14 protein-coding genes and 1 riboswitch are annotated in these 17,854 nt (G+C 51.5%); of the genes, 8 read left to right on the plus strand and 6 right to left on the minus strand.

Features of this window, described 5'->3' with window-relative positions:
• Positions 1 to 32: 32 nt before the first annotated feature.
• The gene (locus WCK51_05735; protein ID MEI7576374.1) at positions 33 to 794 is read right to left on the minus strand and encodes a prepilin-type N-terminal cleavage/methylation domain-containing protein; all 762 of its coding nucleotides are present in this window, start codon (positions 792 to 794) and stop codon (positions 33 to 35) included.
• A 61-nt stretch (positions 795 to 855) separates the two neighbouring features.
• A riboswitch (TPP riboswitch) is annotated at positions 856 to 960 on the minus strand.
• A 110-nt stretch (positions 961 to 1,070) separates the two neighbouring features.
• Between WCK51_05735 and WCK51_05740 the strand changes: the two genes are divergently transcribed.
• Positions 1,071 to 2,750 carry a hypothetical protein gene (locus WCK51_05740; protein MEI7576375.1) on the plus strand — a complete coding sequence of 560 codons (1,680 nt, stop codon included), beginning with the start codon at positions 1,071 to 1,073 and terminating at the stop codon, positions 2,748 to 2,750.
• Between the two features lie 385 nt (positions 2,751 to 3,135).
• Here the strand turns inward: WCK51_05740 and WCK51_05745 are convergent, their stop codons facing one another.
• The 3 genes from WCK51_05745 to WCK51_05755 are packed head-to-tail and all read right to left on the minus strand — an operon-like array spanning position 3,136 to position 7,327.
• Entirely contained in the window at positions 3,136 to 5,127 is a 1,992-nt protein-coding gene (locus WCK51_05745) for a DUF4965 domain-containing protein (GenBank protein ID MEI7576376.1), read from the minus strand.
• Positions 5,128 to 5,186: 59 nt separating this feature from the next.
• The gene (locus WCK51_05750; GenBank protein MEI7576377.1) at positions 5,187 to 5,798 is read right to left on the minus strand and encodes a DUF4230 domain-containing protein; all 612 of its coding nucleotides are present in this window, start codon (positions 5,796 to 5,798) and stop codon (positions 5,187 to 5,189) included.
• A gap of 38 nt (positions 5,799 to 5,836) precedes the next feature.
• Positions 5,837 to 7,327, minus strand: a complete 1,491-nt coding sequence (locus tag WCK51_05755) for a DUF1800 domain-containing protein (protein MEI7576378.1) — start codon at positions 7,325 to 7,327, stop codon at positions 5,837 to 5,839.
• A 94-nt stretch (positions 7,328 to 7,421) separates the two neighbouring features.
• On the opposite strand from WCK51_05755, the gene WCK51_05760 reads away from it, so the two are divergent.
• Positions 7,422 to 8,297, plus strand: coding sequence for a hypothetical protein (locus WCK51_05760; GenBank protein ID MEI7576379.1), 876 nt, complete (start codon positions 7,422 to 7,424; stop codon positions 8,295 to 8,297).
• A 239-nt stretch (positions 8,298 to 8,536) separates the two neighbouring features.
• Positions 8,537 to 9,046: a hypothetical protein gene (locus tag WCK51_05765; protein ID MEI7576380.1), complete on the plus strand. Its 510-nt coding sequence runs from the start codon at positions 8,537 to 8,539 to the stop codon at positions 9,044 to 9,046.
• Between the two features lie 112 nt (positions 9,047 to 9,158).
• Here WCK51_05765 and WCK51_05770 read toward each other — a convergent pair whose 3' ends face one another.
• Both WCK51_05770 and WCK51_05775 read right to left on the minus strand, forming a co-directional pair.
• Complete coding sequence (locus WCK51_05770) at positions 9,159 to 9,440, minus strand: hypothetical protein (protein ID MEI7576381.1); 282 nt, start codon at positions 9,438 to 9,440, stop codon at positions 9,159 to 9,161.
• A gap of 681 nt (positions 9,441 to 10,121) precedes the next feature.
• Positions 10,122 to 10,421 carry a hypothetical protein gene (locus WCK51_05775; GenBank protein MEI7576382.1) on the minus strand — a complete coding sequence of 100 codons (300 nt, stop codon included), beginning with the start codon at positions 10,419 to 10,421 and terminating at the stop codon, positions 10,122 to 10,124.
• 442 nt (positions 10,422 to 10,863) lie between these two features.
• Here WCK51_05775 and WCK51_05780 point away from each other — a divergent pair, with 442 nt between their 5' ends.
• From WCK51_05780 to WCK51_05800, 5 genes are all read left to right on the plus strand, one after another.
• The gene (locus tag WCK51_05780) at positions 10,864 to 11,745 is read left to right on the plus strand and encodes a hypothetical protein (protein ID MEI7576383.1); all 882 of its coding nucleotides are present in this window, start codon (positions 10,864 to 10,866) and stop codon (positions 11,743 to 11,745) included.
• A complete protein-coding gene (locus WCK51_05785; GenBank protein MEI7576384.1) occupies positions 11,746 to 12,885 on the plus strand; it encodes a hypothetical protein in 1,140 nt (379 codons plus the stop codon). It begins immediately after the preceding gene.
• Between the two features lie 43 nt (positions 12,886 to 12,928).
• Positions 12,929 to 13,795 (plus strand): type II secretion system protein, encoded by an 867-nt coding sequence (locus WCK51_05790; protein MEI7576385.1) that lies wholly within the window; start codon positions 12,929 to 12,931, stop codon positions 13,793 to 13,795.
• A gap of 2,354 nt (positions 13,796 to 16,149) precedes the next feature.
• Positions 16,150 to 17,043: a hypothetical protein gene (locus WCK51_05795; protein ID MEI7576386.1), complete on the plus strand. Its 894-nt coding sequence runs from the start codon at positions 16,150 to 16,152 to the stop codon at positions 17,041 to 17,043.
• Entirely contained in the window at positions 17,036 to 17,698 is a 663-nt protein-coding gene (locus WCK51_05800) for a thioredoxin domain-containing protein (protein ID MEI7576387.1), read from the plus strand. The genes WCK51_05795 and WCK51_05800 overlap by 8 nt, the downstream gene beginning before the upstream one ends.
• Positions 17,699 to 17,854: the final 156 nt, after the last annotated feature.

Below are 17,854 nucleotides of genomic sequence, written 5' to 3' on the forward strand. Positions count from 1 at the left end.
ACGGGCTGACGGCTTTAGCCTAAAGACTATCCTCAGTCACAACGCCAGTACCAAGTGTCGTCATAGGCCGCCCCAGTCCCGGTCGCTTCACCCGATCGGTGCCCTGCCGGATCGACGATCGTGTTGTCAAACTGCCCCGCAGAAGTCACCGACTTGGCGTGTCCATCCGCAAAAATCACCGAACCCCCGATAGAAGACCATTTAGCGAAGTAACCGCAGTCGTACCCATACCGAGTACAAGACGGATCATTCTTCGCCTCAAAGAACGGCATCATCTCAACCCGAATCGTCCGAGTCCCCGCCGGGTCAACGAACGAAGTCTCGGAAACCGACCAGTTCTCGGTTCGCACCGTGTCGTTCTGCATGCTAAAGCCCGCGACCTTGCTAAAGGCGCAACCGCCAAAGCGGTACGACGAGCCGTACGCGGCCCAGTAGGTTGGCGAAGGCCGTCCAGCTAGGCCGGGGTCAGACGCCAAATACGGTCCACCGTTATCAAGCGGAGATTTGAAGACATCGCGATTCTTGCAGTAGGGAAGGAGTAGCAGCTCTGTACCAAAGTGCCCGTCCACCCAAGGCGCCGGAGTCGTGTTATACGCATGAAAAATCGGCATGACATCGTCCGCATCCCCCGAATACATCTTCTGCGCCAAGCCAATCTGCCGTGCATTGGAAAGGCAAGCCGTCCTCTTTGCCGCCTCCTTGGCTTGAGCAAAAACTGGGAATAGAATCGCGGCAAGAATCGCGATAATCGCAATAACGACAAGGAGTTCGATGAGCGTGAATGCCTTCTTCATGTTGTTCTCCCAAACTGCCGCAGGTGGTTTCGCGGCAGATTTCGGAAGCCTAAAGAGGCATCCAAATCAGCTCACGCATCCCTCCGCTGGTGTTAACCAGATCAGGTTCAAAGGGTCTGTGGAAACCTCCACACTCTCAGCCACTCAGGCTCCCCTTGCGAGCAATTTGTTACACTGGATTCTACTCGAACTGAGCAAGTGTCGTTAGCCGAAGTGATTTCAATAAGCCGTTAAAGAAACACTGCTATTGGCAATGTGGCATAGTACAATAGCCCGATGAGAACCAAGACTAACTTCTGTGCCCTCGCCATACTGATTTACGCCCTACAAGGTTGTGGTGGATCTTCCGGAAGTGAGGCAGTTGGTCCATCAGTGCTGCCAAAGGTCACCATCAATTGGCCGGATACTACGAGGCAGTTTGAGGCTTCCAAGTTTGCGATGTCGGCTCGAATTGGCGTCTCCCCGGCGAGTAGTCTGGGTGCTGTTGCGAGCTGGACAGTCGATCGGCCGAGCTCGACGGCGCAAGCGATGAGAACTTACGCGGGCACTGACATCAAAGTTTCTGGCCCCGTGACGATTTCAGTGGGCTTCTACACCGGCACCGGCGCAACCGGTTCACTTGTGTCCTCGGCCGTAATCTCGGGCAGAGTCGCTTTGGATGGTTCACTCTCCGATTCCGAGGGGAACCCGATTGGCAGTATTGCCTCACAAGGAAAATTGCGAGGCATTATCGCAAGTGCTTCGAGCAGTCAGTTCGCATCGCTGGAAACGACGGTCAATAGCACAGCGCAAATATTGGTGACCGGACTAGGAGAGGCAAACTCGTTCATCGCACTCAACCAAGAGCAACTCGCGCCAAGGCTTAGTTCGCGAGTCGTCTTGGGGTCCGACATCTTTTCCGTGAATGGTGCGACGATACAAGGTCTCTCAGAAGGTTCCGGACTCGTGAGCGTTGCGCTGGATGGATTGGCTACCGATGCACAAGTTAAAGTCTCACCCCGTATTGCAACTGTACGAGCGTTAGACGTAAAAGCAAGCGCGATAGCGTTTGACGGTACAAGAAACACCTTCTGGGCCGCGTTCGGGCCGACGGGGACAAATGCGAATCGCTTTGCGAGTGTCAACCCAACGACGGGCGTGGTGAGCTCGGGAGTTTCCTTGGGCAGCGAAGCGAATCTCGTATCGGTAAGCTCCGACGGGACCGCTGCTTACGTTGGACTACCTTCGACAAGCAGCATTCGAAAGATTTCGCTAGCAAGTGGGACAATCGGTCCCGCCGTGAGCGTCGGACTCGAAGGACCGGGAGCACCATCTTCGATCGCGATCAATCCCAATAACTCTGACGAAGTAGCGGTGACGGTCCAGGGTTCAGTGTCCTCTGGGAATTGGGGTCCGGTCATCGTTCGCTCCGGAGTCGCCCTGCCGGACTATCTGCGAGGATCGTATAGCGAAATGAGTCGAGTGATCTATCTGGACGATTTCACGTTGGTTGGAGCCAGCGGGCAAACGACCCAGTTTCCCACTGCACGTGCCAGCGTAACGCCAACGGGCTGCAACCTGTTGGCGAGTGAGTCCGACGTCCTTTCGACCTTCGGGTTGACGGGATTGGTTCTCAAGAACGGACAAGTCTTCACCTCGGGCGGTACTGTATTCGATCCTGTGACGTTACGGAGAGTCGATGAGTTAAGGCACCCAGAAGATTCGAATGCTAATCTACGAACGACATTCGTCGTAGGGGATGCTTCGAGTTCAACGGTCTGGATGTTGGTTGCCGCCTCTGGTGGGAGCACCTATTTGCTCCGTTCAGTTGACTCGACAAGCCGGAGTTTTACCGGCGCAGTGACTGTTCAAAATATCCTGGGTACCGTCAAAGGACTGTATCGAGTTGGACCCACTGGCATCGCAATCCATACGGACCAATCGATCTACGTAATCGACAACGCCCCAGGATTCTGATCCACGAGCCAGTTACGTGGGCGGGGTAAGAAGAAGTAGCTTGGGTGGCACTGGTAAGCCCGTCAAGAGATGGTATGAAGATTCTAAGGATTTGCTTACCAGTGAACCAATTTGGAGATATGTGTACCTACGAATCATGCAAGAGGCTGACAGGTCAGGAGAATGCGATTCGTAGCATCCACTTTAACCCAGTTCGCAACGGACTTTTTTCAGCCCCGCAGCCCCGCGCGGCTCCCGCCAAGACACTGTCACCGCGCGGCCTAAACGGTTCGCTGGAAAAATTCCCCAGCGAATTGACACACGAAATCCAGTTTTGGGGCTGATTTGTACCTAGAAATGACACATCTTTTGGCGGACGTCTCCCCAAAGATGTGTCACAAACCGTTCACCGTAGCTTTCCGCTGTCCCGGAGCAGCTTGGCAAACACACCGCCAATCACCGTCCGCGAGTTCATGCCCATCTCCTGGCCCTTCTTCGTATCGTACCAATCCGTGAATGGCACACGCGAAGTGGTCTGACCGAGCCACTTCGCCACTGGAGCGATCAATGCGTTGAATTGGTCGTTCGAACCCATCGAAGCAGCCCAAACGAGCCAGTCGGTTTTTGTGTAGTCGCGCCGAGAATCCAGTGGCACTCCGAACACATTTTGGACCTTGATGTAATAGTTCAACTCCGTATCCACCACCGAGCGAGGGAAGAGTTTGAATCCGAAAAGATCGTCCCAAAGGAGGTTGTACTTGAGGCTCCAGGTTCCCGCCTTGTCGAAGACGAGTCGGTAGTGATCGCCGTCTGCCGCCTGCTTGACCCACTCCTTCGCCCACTTCTCGGCGAGGGCCCTTCGAGTCTTGTTGCCGGTCATCTCAGCATGAGCTCGCAAAGCGACGATCGCCTTGATCGACAAGTTCGTGTTGTGCGCCAGGTGCCCGGCGAAGTCGTCGGTGCAAAGCTGAAGCTCGGGGTCAAAGCCTTTGGTCTCTAAGTAAGTCGCCCACTTTTCGAGAACCGCCGCATAAGGCTTGAAAAACTCGCGGTCCCCGCTCGCCCGCTCGTAGGCGAGAGCCAGAATCAGCATATTCGCCGACTCCTCAACCGGCATCTGGTTCTCCTCTGTCCGCTCGCCGCCACCATACACCTGGCCGTTCGCCTTCGGATACGTGCCCAAGTCATGCGGCGCAAACGGGAACTTCCAGCGGCTCGACTTCGAGTAGTCCATTAAAGGCAGCATCTGAGCCTTTAGCATCGCCGGGTTGAAGTAAAGATAGAACGGCGCCGCCGGGAACAGCACGTCAACGGTGCCGATGCACCCATTCGAAGTGTTCTCCTTGCTAAACATCAAGGTGTCGCCATTGATGTCCTCGGCAACTCCATGGCCCGCAATGGTCTGCCGGTACGCAAGGGTTCCAATTGTCTGATACTCGGCTGAGACCTTGCCAAGATCGTTCCAAAGCTTGGTGTCGAAAGCCTCGGCTTGACTCTCATAGGAAGCCTGATTCGCATCAGCTTCCTTCAAAAGCTGAGCAACCCCTTTCTCAGCGCGGTTCCAATGGGGTCGAAGCGGACGTCGGAAGTATTCCAGCCCGAGGTCTTCGTCATAGGTCACCATCAAGGTCTTCTTCGCCGGCTGCGAGCCTGCCGACAAAGAAGCTTGGAAACCAATAACCGGCCAATCATCATTTGCCGACCGAGGGAAGCGAATATCATCCGCCTCAGGCGGCTTGCCATCCGTGAAAGACTGTCGAGCCTCATCGTGCGGAAGAATCAAACTGTTCCAGCCCTCGCTCTGTCGCCCCGTGACCCAAAGGGCTCCCCAGTCGATCGTGACCCGGTCCCCGACCCGGTTCAAAGGCGAAGTTCCAGTCGCCCGCATCGAAAGGGCTTCGAGCGCCGGAAGCCGGTGGCGTGAAGCCGTCACCTGCTGGCCTGTGTTCGAAACAGACCACTCGCCAGAGAAATCGACGTGAACCTTGACGTCGTGATCGCGTCCATCGACCGATTTACTCAGGAACGAAACGTAGCTGACCGGCCGAGTCATGATGTCCAGATCGTGGGCAAGAAGTGGCGAGAAGAAGTGAACTTGGAGCGCGACGCCATCTTTCTCGAACTCGAAAACGGTTTTGGTTGCCGTGATCGTCCGAGTTGTCTGAGGCAGGTTCTCCGCCTGAACCTGTGGGTTGCCGCAGAATTTGTAGGTCTTCCCGTCGATGCGAACCAGACCCGCCATGGCTTGAATCGCCTGCGTCCAGTGGCGAGGCCATTGATCGGTAAGCTTGTCGCCCATCAGCCAAGCGCTGAAGTAAGGGGTGTGGGTGAAGAGCGGAGTCGCTGGAACTCGGCTCGTGATCCCGTTCATTGAGGCGGCGGCAATCCATTCGATCATGGTTGCCGAGAGCTTATCTGGGTCCTTGACTCAAGTCAACACTAGATTTGGTACGGCAATTACTCGACGATGATTTCTTTGGATGTCACCTTGGCCAACATCTTCCTGATGCTGTTGCTCGCGCCGACGAATGCGGTCCGCTCGATTCCCATCTGATCCGAAGAATCTGCGAAACGTCGCCTTGCTTCGCGGATCGCCCTCAGAAGGATTTCGTCGTCCTTCCAGAAGATGCCCTTTTTGTCGTCTAAAAGCTTCAGGTCGACAGATGGGCTTTGGACGACCGTCTTTGGAAGACGAACATGCACGCTATCTCGTTCGATCCGAATACTTGCCTTAGAAAGGTCAACTCCGGCAGTCACCGTCCCGCTGGCCTGGACCCAAACGGAGTTGGCGGTTGTGGCCCGAACTAACTCGTCCAGCCCCGGCACTGCCGCAACCGAATCGCTCGCGGCTTTGCTGGTAGCAAACTGGAAGGCGTCGCTCAGGTTCATTTCGGCCGACTGCAAGAAACCCAGTTCTCGAACCGAGTTGACGATGAGCGGTACTTCGTTGCTCACCCTTTCGGTCGGTTCTGCCGAAGTGCCTTTGGTTACCCAAAGGGTTCCAAAGACTCCGACCAGGATCCACGGCAACGCTCGTGAGCGGTTATCAGCCACGGATCCTTTGACCATGTTAACAGTATAAGCGTTCCGTAGTCCGGTATAAAGACCTACGCCATCTGGAACTCGGGACTCGCGAAGATCACCTTGGTGATCGCTCGCGCGACAGCCGAGGCATTCTGCTGGTTAATCCGACTTGAACCAGCTGCTTTGGAGGCAGCATCAATCAGGTTTGCGTACTTCGCTCCGGTCAGTTCGATGTCGAAGATGGAGCAGAGCGACTTAACCGCACCGTCGGGTGTTGGGTTGTCCTGGAAGAGCGGGAAGGGCTGCGCGCCTACGCTTGGCCCGGCTCGGTTGGCACCGGCATTCCCTCCCAGATTCGCGGCTGGAGCAGGTTGCCCGCCGACAAAAAGACGTTCGGCCCACTTGATCCGTTCAACCATTGTTGCGGAGGTGATCCAGTAGGAGCCGGTTCGCCAGCCGGAAACGTCTGGAGGCGACATGATCTCCATTCCCATCGAAGTAGCAGAGGCCATCATGGCAAAACACGGCCCCAGCGCTCGAACAAGTCGAACATTCACTTTGATGTCCCCAGGAGATTCGATCGGGTTGGCGCTTCCCTCGGCAATCTGATCTAGGACCCTTTGGCCAACCCCGAGCTGCCGAACGGTAGCGACCGTGAAGTCGATTGGATTCTTGATTGCTCGGCGAACGACCTTATCTGAGTAAAACTCGGGCGATTCCATAATGGCTCGTACAAGGGTTTTGATCTCGTATCTCGAGTCATAAAACTTGGCGGCGATGCGATCAATGACCTTGGGATCAAGTTCTTCGCTGGCGAACCACCTCCACGCCTTTTGCGCGATATAAATCGACGTTTGCCGTTTCTGGCAAAGTAAATCGAGCACGTCGTCGCCGTTCCAAGTTCCAGTCTGTCCAAAAATGGTCTTCTTGGTGTAGTCGTGGTCCTTCGAGCTAAAGATGAACTGATCGCGCTTCCCGGGTTCTTTATCGCGAGCAAATCTGCCGATTCCATACCTCCAACCCGTGAACGCTCGGGCAGCTTCCTGGATGTCTTTTTCCGTGTAGCCGTTATCGACTCCAAGTGTGAACAGCTCCATGACTTCTCGGGCAAAGTTCTCATTGGGCTTTCCAACATTGTTCTCTTGATTATCGAGCCAAAAGATCATGGCCGGGTTCTTGCTGATTCCAAGGAGCATTTCTCGGAAGTTTCCGAGTGCATTTGCCTTTAGTACTTCAATGTGCTCCATCATCGCAAATGAGTTCGTTACCTTCTGGCTGCTAGTGGCAAAGTGGTTGTGCCAGAAAAGGGTCATTTTTTCGAGCAGGGGTCGCTGAGTACAGACTAGTTGAGCCATCCAGATGTTCTGCATGACCTTGATGTTAACTGTGCCTTTGCTGTTTGCAAAGATCATCGGGTCCCAGTTGGTTACATCAGGGGCTTGCTCATAGTTGAGGAGCAGATTGATAGCACCGGAAAGACCGTTCTTGCCGTAGTATTCAAGTTCCGCTTCGCTTGCGCCGAGTCCAAATCGTCGAAGAAGGTGGGCTATTTTCTGCTTCTCATTGAGTTCCATGCGCGGTTCAAACGATACCGATTACGCTAGGTTCAGTTGCATGGGTCTTTTGGCTGAAACCTGCCGGTATTGCGCCCCCGTATACTTCTACAAAGTGCTTGAACAGTATTCCAGGGAACATATCCATCCTTCGATTTTTGAAGCGATCGATCAGTTGAATTCAGCCGCCATTTCGGGAGAGAACCCACAAGCGAGCGCAAACATGAAAGCGTACAACGCCTACAACTCGGCTTGGTTCTCGGCGCACTGGAAGGGGTTCACCGCCTGGATGGCGGGTCTGGTACCGACAATTGCGACGATTCCATTCCTGCGAAACGTTTTGGAAGTCCCCAAGCCAGCCAGTGCTGCACTTTTCTTTGTAGGATTATCCGTTTGGATCGGAGCGGGGATTTACGGTTGGGAACGGACAAAGAAGGACGTGACGATCAGGGAGCTAGAAGCAATAATCCCCGCCCTTGAACTGACCGAATCTCAAAAGCAGTATCTTGCTTCGGTCGTCGCGGTGCTTGGTTCAAAGATCCTCGATAGTGATCAAAAGCAGTCATGGCTCAAAGCGCTTTATCAGGCTTTGGACAATGCAGTTGGGCTAGAAAAGATTCACCGAGAAATGCGCCAGATGATTGGAGGCGCAACCCACTCCGAACTCATCACAGAGGTGGAGTCCTTGAGAGGAAGAGTAGGCTCGGCCCAAGACGAGCAGGCAAGGCTAACGTATGCCGAGAGTCTTCGATTAGCAGAAGGTCGACTCTCTCGAAGTGAAGGCATGGCCGCTCAGTCTGAGCGCATCGAAGCCCAGCTTGAGCTCACCCGCCAGACCTTCTTGCAAACCCACGAGTCTCTGAGCGGCCTGACAATCGGCGCACAGAAATCTATTCATGTATCTTTGGACCCGCTTAGAGCAAACCTGAGCAGGGTGCAAAACGAATCTGAGTCAATCTTGAGGGCGATCGAAGAGCTGAATCAAGCGTGACTCAAGGATGGTGGGCGGTACAGGACTTGAACCTGTGACCCCTACAGTGTCATGGGAGTTCAGAGGGCTGAATCGTCCTAGTTTTGAACCTAAGGACGTCCCTCCAGGTCTCTCACTTTTTAGTCAAACTGAGAGACCTTTGAGAGACCAAATAGACCGTTCAACTTGCGGGAATTGTTCTAGGTTTGTTCGTCAGTGAACATTCTGTTTGTGTGGTGCAGACGGCTATCCGTCTCATCATGTCATCACTAACCCTACTCCAACCACTCGAACTCGTGCCGTTTTCACCGGTATCACCGGTGAGAATCCCGGCTGATGCGTTCGCTCTCGACAAACCAGTTGTTCTCAAACTGAACGAACTCTACATGTATGGAAACCTGAAGCTTCTGGCATCAGACAGGTTCACACTACCAATCCCAGTCTTGGAAGAAGTCACGAGACAAGACACCTTGGAAATCCACGTTCCCGTCGCCGCTGAGATTTTGAAGGGTCGAACACTCGTAACCGGCGTTTACTCGCTGCTTCACGATCAAGCAGCCGTGTTACCGCTTCGTTGGGGTGCGCCGCGTATCCTTGTCCTCACTTCAGGGTTTCTGGAGTCTCTTGGTGCAAAGCTGGACCAGGAACTGACACCACTTTCAAGGAGGTGGTGGTACGAGTTCGACCCTCTCACAGACCTAGTCGTCTCACCATTTGCTCCTGAAGATTCAGGGGCAAATAGCCACAAAAGAATAGAGCTGGTCGAGTAAATTGTGCTGAAAATCGCAAATTCAGATTCAGATGCACTTCTCTCGGGAACAGTCAGACTCTTCCCTAGCTATACCGAATAGAAAATAGGCGATCCCATATGGGATCGCCTTCTTAGTACTCCTCTGGGAGAAGAATGGTTGTTGAGGAGCGATCGGCCTCCGTGATAATCCAGAACTTGGTCCCGGATGTAGAGACATAGCTAGAGAGGATTCTGTTTCCAACGATGACCGCATTGTTATTCAGAGCCTGGTCTTCAGAGCAGACTTCACCCCAGTCGCCTCTTAGGTGAGATGAAAGAGCTGAGCTGACGTCCTCCGCAGAGAGGACTTCACGAGCGATCATTGTGATGAGAATCGAGCCGGGAGAGAAAAGTGGGTTTGCTAGTAGTTTCATGTGTGCACCGCAAGTGGGTTCACGTCCGGGTCACTCAGGACTCCTGTTTTCTGATGACGCGAACCCACCCAGGGGCACGGGCACAATATCTCACACCCTTAACTTGGGACACAAACCCCGACGCTTTCAAGCAAGGATTGCACCAATCAGGAAGTCTTGGCCCTACCAGCGCTTAACTGCTGAAGTTGAAACATGAACTGCTATACCTGCGGGAGATACTTCCTCCCCGAAGAAGCCCATCTGAGACGCCGGGTCAAGACCGGTGAGAAGTACCGGAAGCAATACAAGTCAAACAACGTCGAACTGATTCAATCTAGCTACGGGATGCGAATCGTATGCAAGAACTGTGCGAGTTACATTGACAGACTAGAGGCAAAAAAGGAACTGATGAAACACATTGGGACGCTAACTTTTCTTTGCGCAGTTACGCTCACGGCGCTCCTGTTTCGCATCTCGCGCTAGCTAGTAGCTGTGATCCAGCGGGCTTTCCGAAAGAGACTGCAACAATGCAAGAAAGACCTAGTGGCAAGAAACATCCTCGCTTGCAACGAATACAACAAGATAGGGGGCATGCGAGGGCATGATCGACTCCTAGGATATGGTCAGAACTGGATAACAAAGAAAGTAGGGTGCGGTAGAAACCGCAAGAATCGGTAGTTAGAGTTTGAACCCTACTGGGTCTTACTCTAGCGACCCAATATAGCGGTCAAGCAAAGACTGGATGTAGGCCTCTTGCTCACGATGAAAGTGGCGATCTGCCTTATCTTGCTCAAGCTTCTGCCGGAAGGCTGTGAGGTTCTTGTCAGTAGACCTTCTCATGTCAATCAGAACGGCTTGCTCAAACGCAGCAAAAGCTCGGATCGGATCGGATTGTCTGAGGAAAAAATCGTGAAGTTCCAAGCAGGATTCGGGGTCTTGTAGGACTTCGGCCACGCGTATAAGCACTGCGACTCGCTCCAAATTTTGAGAATCCGATTTCATACGTGCTCTATAATTCACGGCGGCTAGGTCTGTGAGGAGTTCGATTTCTGAATTCGCACGCCGTTCAGATCGAGCCTGTTCCGACATTGAAGCAACTCTGGAGCTAAGGGATAGGGAAAGTAGACGCTTGTAGGTCGGACTTGAAGAAGTGAATTCGCCGTTCTCAGTCAGTTTCCGTACCGTAGCAACTAAGATATCTGCTCTCTGCTCTGCGGATAGAAACAAGGGCGTCCCCTCATTCCTCGAATCTGAAGACCAAGCCTTCGAAAGCTGCTTCTCATATTCGAGCAATAGCTGTTCTTCACTGATGTTACGAGAAGCTGATTGGAAGATACTGCCCTGCTCGGACCTACAAGCGAAGGTGGTTGACCATCCTAAACTGAGGATCACAAGTGCACGTATGTTCATAATGGTGTAAGTTTGTACGCAGTGGAGATCAAGAATGTCTGTAAAAAAACAAAACGATCCTCAAATTCAAGCTGATGCTCTACCCTCAACCTCACACCTCAGAAATTTTGGTATGGCTCTACTAACCACTGGGCTTCTCACACCGGCAGTTATTCTGGGGGTGAAATTCACGTGGTTTCGCAATGATCTCGATGCTTGCCTTTCGAACGTGCAACGGCTTGGAAACGCGTTGGCATTATATTCGGCTGACTTTGACGAGACGTACCCTGCCTCGATCCGCCTGCAACAGGGCGAGACGTGCCTCGTAGACGAGAGACGGACAAATGAGGGGGTGAACGTCTATCAGTTTAAAAAGAGCGGCTTATGGAACGTTGTCATCGGGGGATACTTGAAGGGATCCAAGCCCTTCAAGTGTCCGGGTGAGCCGACGGGTTTGTACAAGCTTTATTCCAGTCTCAGCTACACCCCGCTTGTTGGCCCAACATCGCTTATCGATCCGAACACCTGCGAGCAGCTCAACGGCATTATGGGGAGAAACTGGGGTGCACGCACATCCCAGATCACAACCCCATCCGGAACGGCTCTCCTATTTGAGATGATTAGTTCCATGAGTAAGGACTATCAGCTACCCGCCGGAACCACAGAAGATCATCCGTGGCGGGTTTACGCATCAAACACCTGGTGCGGCACCTTATCGGGAAGCGCGGTATTTCCCAGGCGTGACATCGTTTTCCATTATGACGAGGGCAACGGCTTTCAAGGTCCGCATCTTGGAAAGTTTTCAGTGGGATTCGTTGATGGGCACGTTGCAAGTCTTGGATGGGAACAGGCCACCTCGGGTGGAAGTGACAACTGTTCCAGTTTGGCGTTGAAAAGCGTGTTCGACAGGCGCTTCCCAATGGGGGATGCAAAGTAGATGAAATTTGTGACTGTTCGCATGATCTTGGGCGGATCGACGTTGGTATCTTTGTTAGTTATCCTTGCGCTCTGGCCGTATCGATCTTACACGCGTCAACGATCCCTCTGGGGCTATGAGGTTCATGATTTCGGTCGATCTCCTGGTGCTGACTATGAGGTCCTGTACCTCGGAGCACTTGGTGGGAAGCACACGGTTTATCACGGCGGATGCATCTCAAACGGGGTGGTCGGTGTTTCAATCAACCTTCCCAACAGATCAGAGGCTTATGAGCCGCGGCCTGCAATAGCTAGTTATACGGTTCTGCCTGTAAATCCTCAAGTCCTAGATATTCAAGATCAGCACATTGGAGGGATAGTGTATGGGATCAATAGCCAAGGGCAAGCGACAGGCGTTATTGGTAAGAATGCGTTGTACTTCAGCGGAGGAACGGTTACTGCACTAAAACCTCCTCCTGGATTTGAGAAAGCCGAGGCGCGAGGGATTAATGCCGGCTCTGTTGTTGCGGGCTTCTGTGATCCAAGCGGTGAAGAGGCGTATCTCCGGCAGCATGCCACTATTTGGAAGAGCGGAACTCCGACCGATATTGGTGTTCCGGAAGGATGCGTGAGTAGCCGGTGCAATGGAATAAATGACGCCGGGCAAATAGCAATCACAGCGATAACAAAGGCAAAGCGCACAAGATCTTATAGATGGCAAGACGGGAAGTTTGAAGATTTAGGCTCCCTTGGAGGAGTTGCCACAGTAGCTCAAGCGATAAACAATCGCGGCCAGATTGTTGGCACCTCCGAGGTCTCGCCGAAAATTTTCCACGCATTCTTGTGGGAAGAGGGCGCGATGGTTGATTTGGGTTCTCTGAGCAAAAATCATACGTATGTGAAAGCCACTTCGATTAACAATAAAGGTGAGGTTGTAGGCTGGTCCGGGATAGGCGAGGGTTGGAACAGCACGACCCGTCCCTTTGTCTGGGACAAAGTCAATGGAATGCGAGACTTGACAAAACTCGTCGGCTACATGTCCCCGTTTCAGCCTAGAACGGCCTACAGCATCGATGAGAACGGGGACATCCTTGTTTATGGGTACCGAAAACAGTTTTGGAACACGGTGCAGGCGTTGGCAATTTTACGAAAAACTCCCTAAATCACAGCTATTGCATATATAATGCTCTCGTTCGGAGCTAGAGGTGGTTATTAAGTCGTCGGCGTTCACACTGATAGAGTTGCTTGTCGTGATTGCGATTTTATCAATCCTTGCTGCGCTACTTTTTCCGGTGTTTGCCCGCGCGAAAGAGAGTGCGTTCAAATCAACAGATTTGTCCAATTTGCGTCAGATGGGAATGGCTACAGTCATGTACGCAGGGGATAGTGACGATACCACTCCATTCTGTGTTTGGCCTAATTTCGAAGCAACTGCTGCTCGAATACTGCCTTACGCCAAGTCAAAACAGATTTTTGTTCATCCCAAGTCTAAGTTCGAAATAGGCGCTTGGAACTACCGGAATGGGTGTGGAAATGATCCAACTTGTACAATTGGAAACACTATGTATGCGCCTGACTCTGGATGCGTGGGAAGCTTTGCAGTATCTGTGCTCGGTAAGCTGAATCTCTTTGCCGATATTTACTTTCCGTTAGACTACGAGTGGAATGATTCCCTCACCGAGTCTGGCCGAAAGTCGGTTAAGTGTCAACCTGAATCGGGACTGCCCGAGGCACTGATTGCTGACGACGGGATCAGTTTAACAAGCACGAATTTTAGCAGCGTAGCCAAAGCGGTGATGTGGGCAGACTTTCCGACGTCAGGTGGACGATGGCCAGGAGGTTGTGTGGACAGCAATTGCGACAACGGAGGCCAATCAGACTTTTGGGGTAACAATTTCAAAGGTTACTTCTCAGGTGGTAGCAACGCAGTCATGGTAGATGGTCATGCAAGGTGGTTCAACTACTCTAAAATGCACCCATGTAGGCACGAGATATGTAGAGAAGGTGGCGATGCAAAAGCAACAGATTGGAAAGCATGGGGTTTTTCATGGGCGGACTCGAGCGTTCGATAGGGCCCTTCAGAGTTTACTGATCTAGATCGCTGTGGATTCTCTACTTACTAAGTCTAGGATCTAGGCACAACAATTCTAAGACTCTAAGCTCCAGAGTCATAGATTGAGGACCTTAAGAATCTTCCTGCCATCGGGTAACTCAATAAGTAGCGAAAGAGGATTTGAGTGATTCGTTCGCATTGAGTGCCTAGAGATGGTAGTAGGCAGCATTGGCACTAGGGTGGTGTCGGGAACATCTTCCATGGAACAGGTTTCGTGCGGATGGATATGGAGGAACTTACGTGTGAATCCTAAATTGACCACAGTTACTTGCGCATCATAGGACTCACCTGATGGATCAATATGCTTTGTTGCGGAGACCAGCAGAACTCCTTCCGGAGAGTTTAGATAGAGACACCACCAAAGCATTGCAAGCGCAAGAATAGAAAACAACCTGGAAAGCCGTCGGGAGGCAAGTCGCAACGCTGCTGATCGCCCTTCAACTGCCATCTCGACTCACCCTTAGCAACAAACTTGAAAACAGACCCAGAAGTCCTGTGAGGACTTCTCGACCGACGACGAAGAATGCCGTGTCGACTAACAAAAAGACACCTAATGTTATGAATACTCCTAGCAGTCCCGGTCGATCAATTGTATCCAAGGCGCAAAGTGTTAAACAAAGCATCGCGCAATAAATAACTGCAACAATTCCACCGATGACTCCAAAGGCTGCGAAAATTTGAAGGAACTGATTCTTTGTGTCCACGGCCTGGACAATTCCGGATCTTCCGTCTGAGAGTTTCGCGGAAATGGGAAAGGAAACACCGCCCGCACCCAAACCCTCTGGTCTGGACCAAATTAGCCTTACCGCTTGTTTCCACTGTTGAATGCGGCTACTGTTTGCCCTTGAGGTCGATTGAGCGCGTTCAAAGCTTGATACTCTCATGAAGAATGGGGACGACAGACAAGATAAGACAATCAGCCCAGTCAACAACTGTTTAGGTTGCCGTATTTCTTTGAATGAACCATAAAGTGTACTAACTGCCCCGATCGCGCCAGCCAAACAAGCTATGCGAGACCAAGTCAGTATGAGTGCGGAACCAATGAACAGCACCCTAATCCATGGGAAAATCCCTTGAATCCCCTTTAACTCCGCAACAGCTAGCGAAAAACTGCACGCCAACACTAGGCTTGCCACCTGTGGCAAGCCTAGTGTCCCTCCTGGCCGCAACATATCTGCAGAATAGACTGCCCCAGTCTTGGTCACGGCTTGGTACAGAACGACCGAACTTTGGATCAACGCGAGGCCAAGAAGAAGTCTAATAGTCGATTTTCCCGAAATCAGAATGCCACAAATTATCCCAGCAAGAAGGTAGAGAGCCATAGCCACAACCGAGTCGTGTCTCACGGATGGCTTCAACAACTCAAAACTTAAACAAAACGTTGCCGCGGCCCAAGGGCAAAGCACAAGTACTAGCTCGCTTGAAAACTCTGAAACTCGTCGACGAATCAGATATAGCGACCACACGAGCATCAAAGCACAAACACAGACTTTGATCCAAGACGGACTCCGAGTCGTGAGTTCAAACTGTCGGAGAGGTACGATCAATAATCCAAGCAGAAACACGCAGATCGCTGTTTTAAGTGTATTTTCTTTGAGTGAGTTTAGGTTCATACACGACTGTCTTCAACTCTGAGGGGCAAGCACTAACTTTCCCGGTTTGCTTATCCCCTTTGCAGGATTTGATCCATGAGACTAGCACCATTCAAAGCGTAATTGTCAAAAGAAATGACAAATTCAAAACTCCTATTGACAAGTTTGCTTCGAGAGGAGTAATTTTGACTCGTGGCTGAATTGCACGCAGGTAAGAGAAGCAGCATTCGCGCCAATAAAGGAATCGCAAAATGAAATCTCGTCTAGCCAACCCCGCCGCTTTCCTCGCCGTCCTATCGTTTATCAGCGGCAGTGTCGCTGTTGCACAGGGTTGCCCTGGGAATATGCCTCCAAGATGTGCATCAAGTGAAGGCTATTTGTGTACGGTAGAACCTTGCGGGCCAACAAATGTGATCGATGGAGCTTGCACACCCTTTGTTCCATCAAGCTACGGCCCTGCTAGCCAGAACAGCACTTTTATTGATTGTCCGATAGTGGACTGTATCGACCACGGTGTTTTTAAAGTCTGTGAAGGAAATCCCAACGCAGTCGAGCGATACTCGACATTCGATTGCTACTTGGATCATTATCCTTGTTCAGGCGGTTGGGGCGGCTAATGCTCTCCCAGGGGTTGAGCCGATTCGGAGCAGTTTTTGTAGTAACGTACTTGGGATCGTCGGCACTAGGTGGGCTTCCACCTAGTGCCCCCTCTACTTATGTTTTGAATTACCGAATAGAAATCTCCAATCCTCTAAGTGGTACCGGGAAAGCAATAGGCACTCTTCATTTCTGGGAGAAGAAGGGTTCGCTCGGTTGGCTTGTTACAATCCCGAACGAGGATCCGAAGTGCTTTATCTTTGACGGTAAGAAAAGCTTCGTGTATGCCTCAAAAAGTTCGATATGGCTAGTAGAGGGGTTTAGTTTCTATCAGGCTTACATACCTCTAGTCTTCCCATTTAACTTCGCAAGTTATAGACTGTTTATCGATGTGCCGGAAGGTGCAAAGTACTTACCTCCGGGGGTGCCTGCTTCTCAGTTAGAAGAGTTCCCCTTTGTGCTGCATAGTAGAATTGGGTCTACTGATATTGTGGATGGTGTTAGTCTTACTGAAAGAAGCGCTGCTGGGGTTCAGAGTCTAGAAATTGGGGCAAAAGATGCTCCACTTGTAAAGGCGACTTACTCTAAATTTCAACAACTTGGCACTTTGGCTATCCCCCGCGAAGTAACAATTAGTTCGATGAAGCAAATTTTTGATCACAAGACGAAAACCACTCGTTCTGAGTCACGAGGAGAATTCAAGTTAATTCTCCTAGATTGCTCGTTGAATCTTGGACCCAAGGCGGCTTTAGCACCCGAACAGTTCCTTGGTAAAGGATCGCTCATCCAGTGCTCGGATAGTCAGGCTCGTTGGTCAGTCGCGTTCGACCCAACTTCGGGTTCGCTCGACAAGCAGAGTGCTGCATTAAAACAGTCACGAATGTTATTCGAAGCTGATAAGAAGCGAGAAGGTGGGTCCGCCAAATCGTCACGACTCACGATACCGGTTATTCTGACCGTAATCTTTGGTGGACTTTCTATCTTTTTCCTCATCAAGGGACGCAAGGAAATTGAATAGTTCTTTTATCAAGCAAAAGAAGTTTCCGTCCTCCGGTGAATTGTTAGCATCGGTATTCTTGGCAGGTTCTGCCATTTGCTTAGCGCTTTTTATGTCAGGGATTCCAATCGGCACTCGCTCTCCAAAAGGTTCCGAATCGGAGCGGGTGGATATTGCGCCCAATTTTCTCATAAGACGAGAGAGCCTCTTACTTGGGAGCGAAAGTGCATCGGTGAAGTTGGTGGTTTTCGGGGACTATGAGTGTCCTCCGTGCCGCGCGGAGTGGCCTCATGTTGCCGAACTGTATGCGAAGAATCCCAACCGAATAGCTGTTTATTTCAGGCACTTCCCCCTCCGGCAAATACATCCACTTGCGCTCAGTGCGGCGTTATTGGTTGAAGCCGCAAAGAAGAAAGGAGCATTCCTTGCAATTCACGAGCAGTTATATGCTAGTCCACTTACGCAAACTGGCATGAGAAGAATAGGAGTTTCTCATCAGATTCAGGGGTTAACCAACGATGAACGTTTTGAGTATATGAAGGAAGTAGTCGCTGATTTGAATGCAGCGGAACGACTTGGGTTGACGGGCACTCCGACTATGTTCTTAGTAGAACAAGGAGCCGTTTTCCGCGTTTCGTCGACGAAAAATGTCAGTGAAGTCTTGTTTAACAAGTAGAGCATCCGTATTCATAGCTTTGAATTTCTCGGTTCGGCCGTTGCAGACGAATGCCTCAGTAGGTGTCTTTTGTTCAGAATCTAATCCAGACAATCTCCTCGATAACTTCTTCGCAGAGCTGTATCGACTCGATGCAGTCGAGAGAATACGCGGAAC

Source organism: Armatimonadota bacterium, from assembly GCA_037138755.1.
Classification (GTDB): domain Bacteria; phylum Armatimonadota; class Fimbriimonadia; order Fimbriimonadales; family Fimbriimonadaceae; genus Fimbriimonas.

Bases quoted from the DNA above. Each gene is read 5' to 3' on its own strand.
- WCK51_05765 (MEI7576380.1), top strand. From the start codon at position 8,537: ATGTCATCACTAACCCTACTCCAACCACTCGAACTCGTGCCGTTTTCA.
- WCK51_05770 (MEI7576381.1), bottom strand. From the start codon at position 9,440: ATGAAACTACTAGCAAACCCACTTTTCTCTCCCGGCTCGATTCTCATC.
- WCK51_05740 (MEI7576375.1), top strand. From the start codon at position 1,071: ATGAGAACCAAGACTAACTTCTGTGCCCTCGCCATACTGATTTACGCC.
- WCK51_05745 (MEI7576376.1), bottom strand. From the start codon at position 5,127: ATGATCGAATGGATTGCCGCCGCCTCAATGAACGGGATCACGAGCCGA.
- WCK51_05780 (MEI7576383.1), top strand. From the start codon at position 10,864: ATGTCTGTAAAAAAACAAAACGATCCTCAAATTCAAGCTGATGCTCTA.
- WCK51_05775 (MEI7576382.1), bottom strand. From the start codon at position 10,421: ATGAAATCGGATTCTCAAAATTTGGAGCGAGTCGCAGTGCTTATACGC.
- WCK51_05735 (MEI7576374.1), bottom strand. From the start codon at position 794: ATGAAGAAGGCATTCACGCTCATCGAACTCCTTGTCGTTATTGCGATT.
- WCK51_05755 (MEI7576378.1), bottom strand. From the start codon at position 7,327: ATGGAACTCAATGAGAAGCAGAAAATAGCCCACCTTCTTCGACGATTT.
- WCK51_05750 (MEI7576377.1), bottom strand. From the start codon at position 5,798: ATGGTCAAAGGATCCGTGGCTGATAACCGCTCACGAGCGTTGCCGTGG.
- WCK51_05785 (MEI7576384.1), top strand. From the start codon at position 11,746: ATGAAATTTGTGACTGTTCGCATGATCTTGGGCGGATCGACGTTGGTA.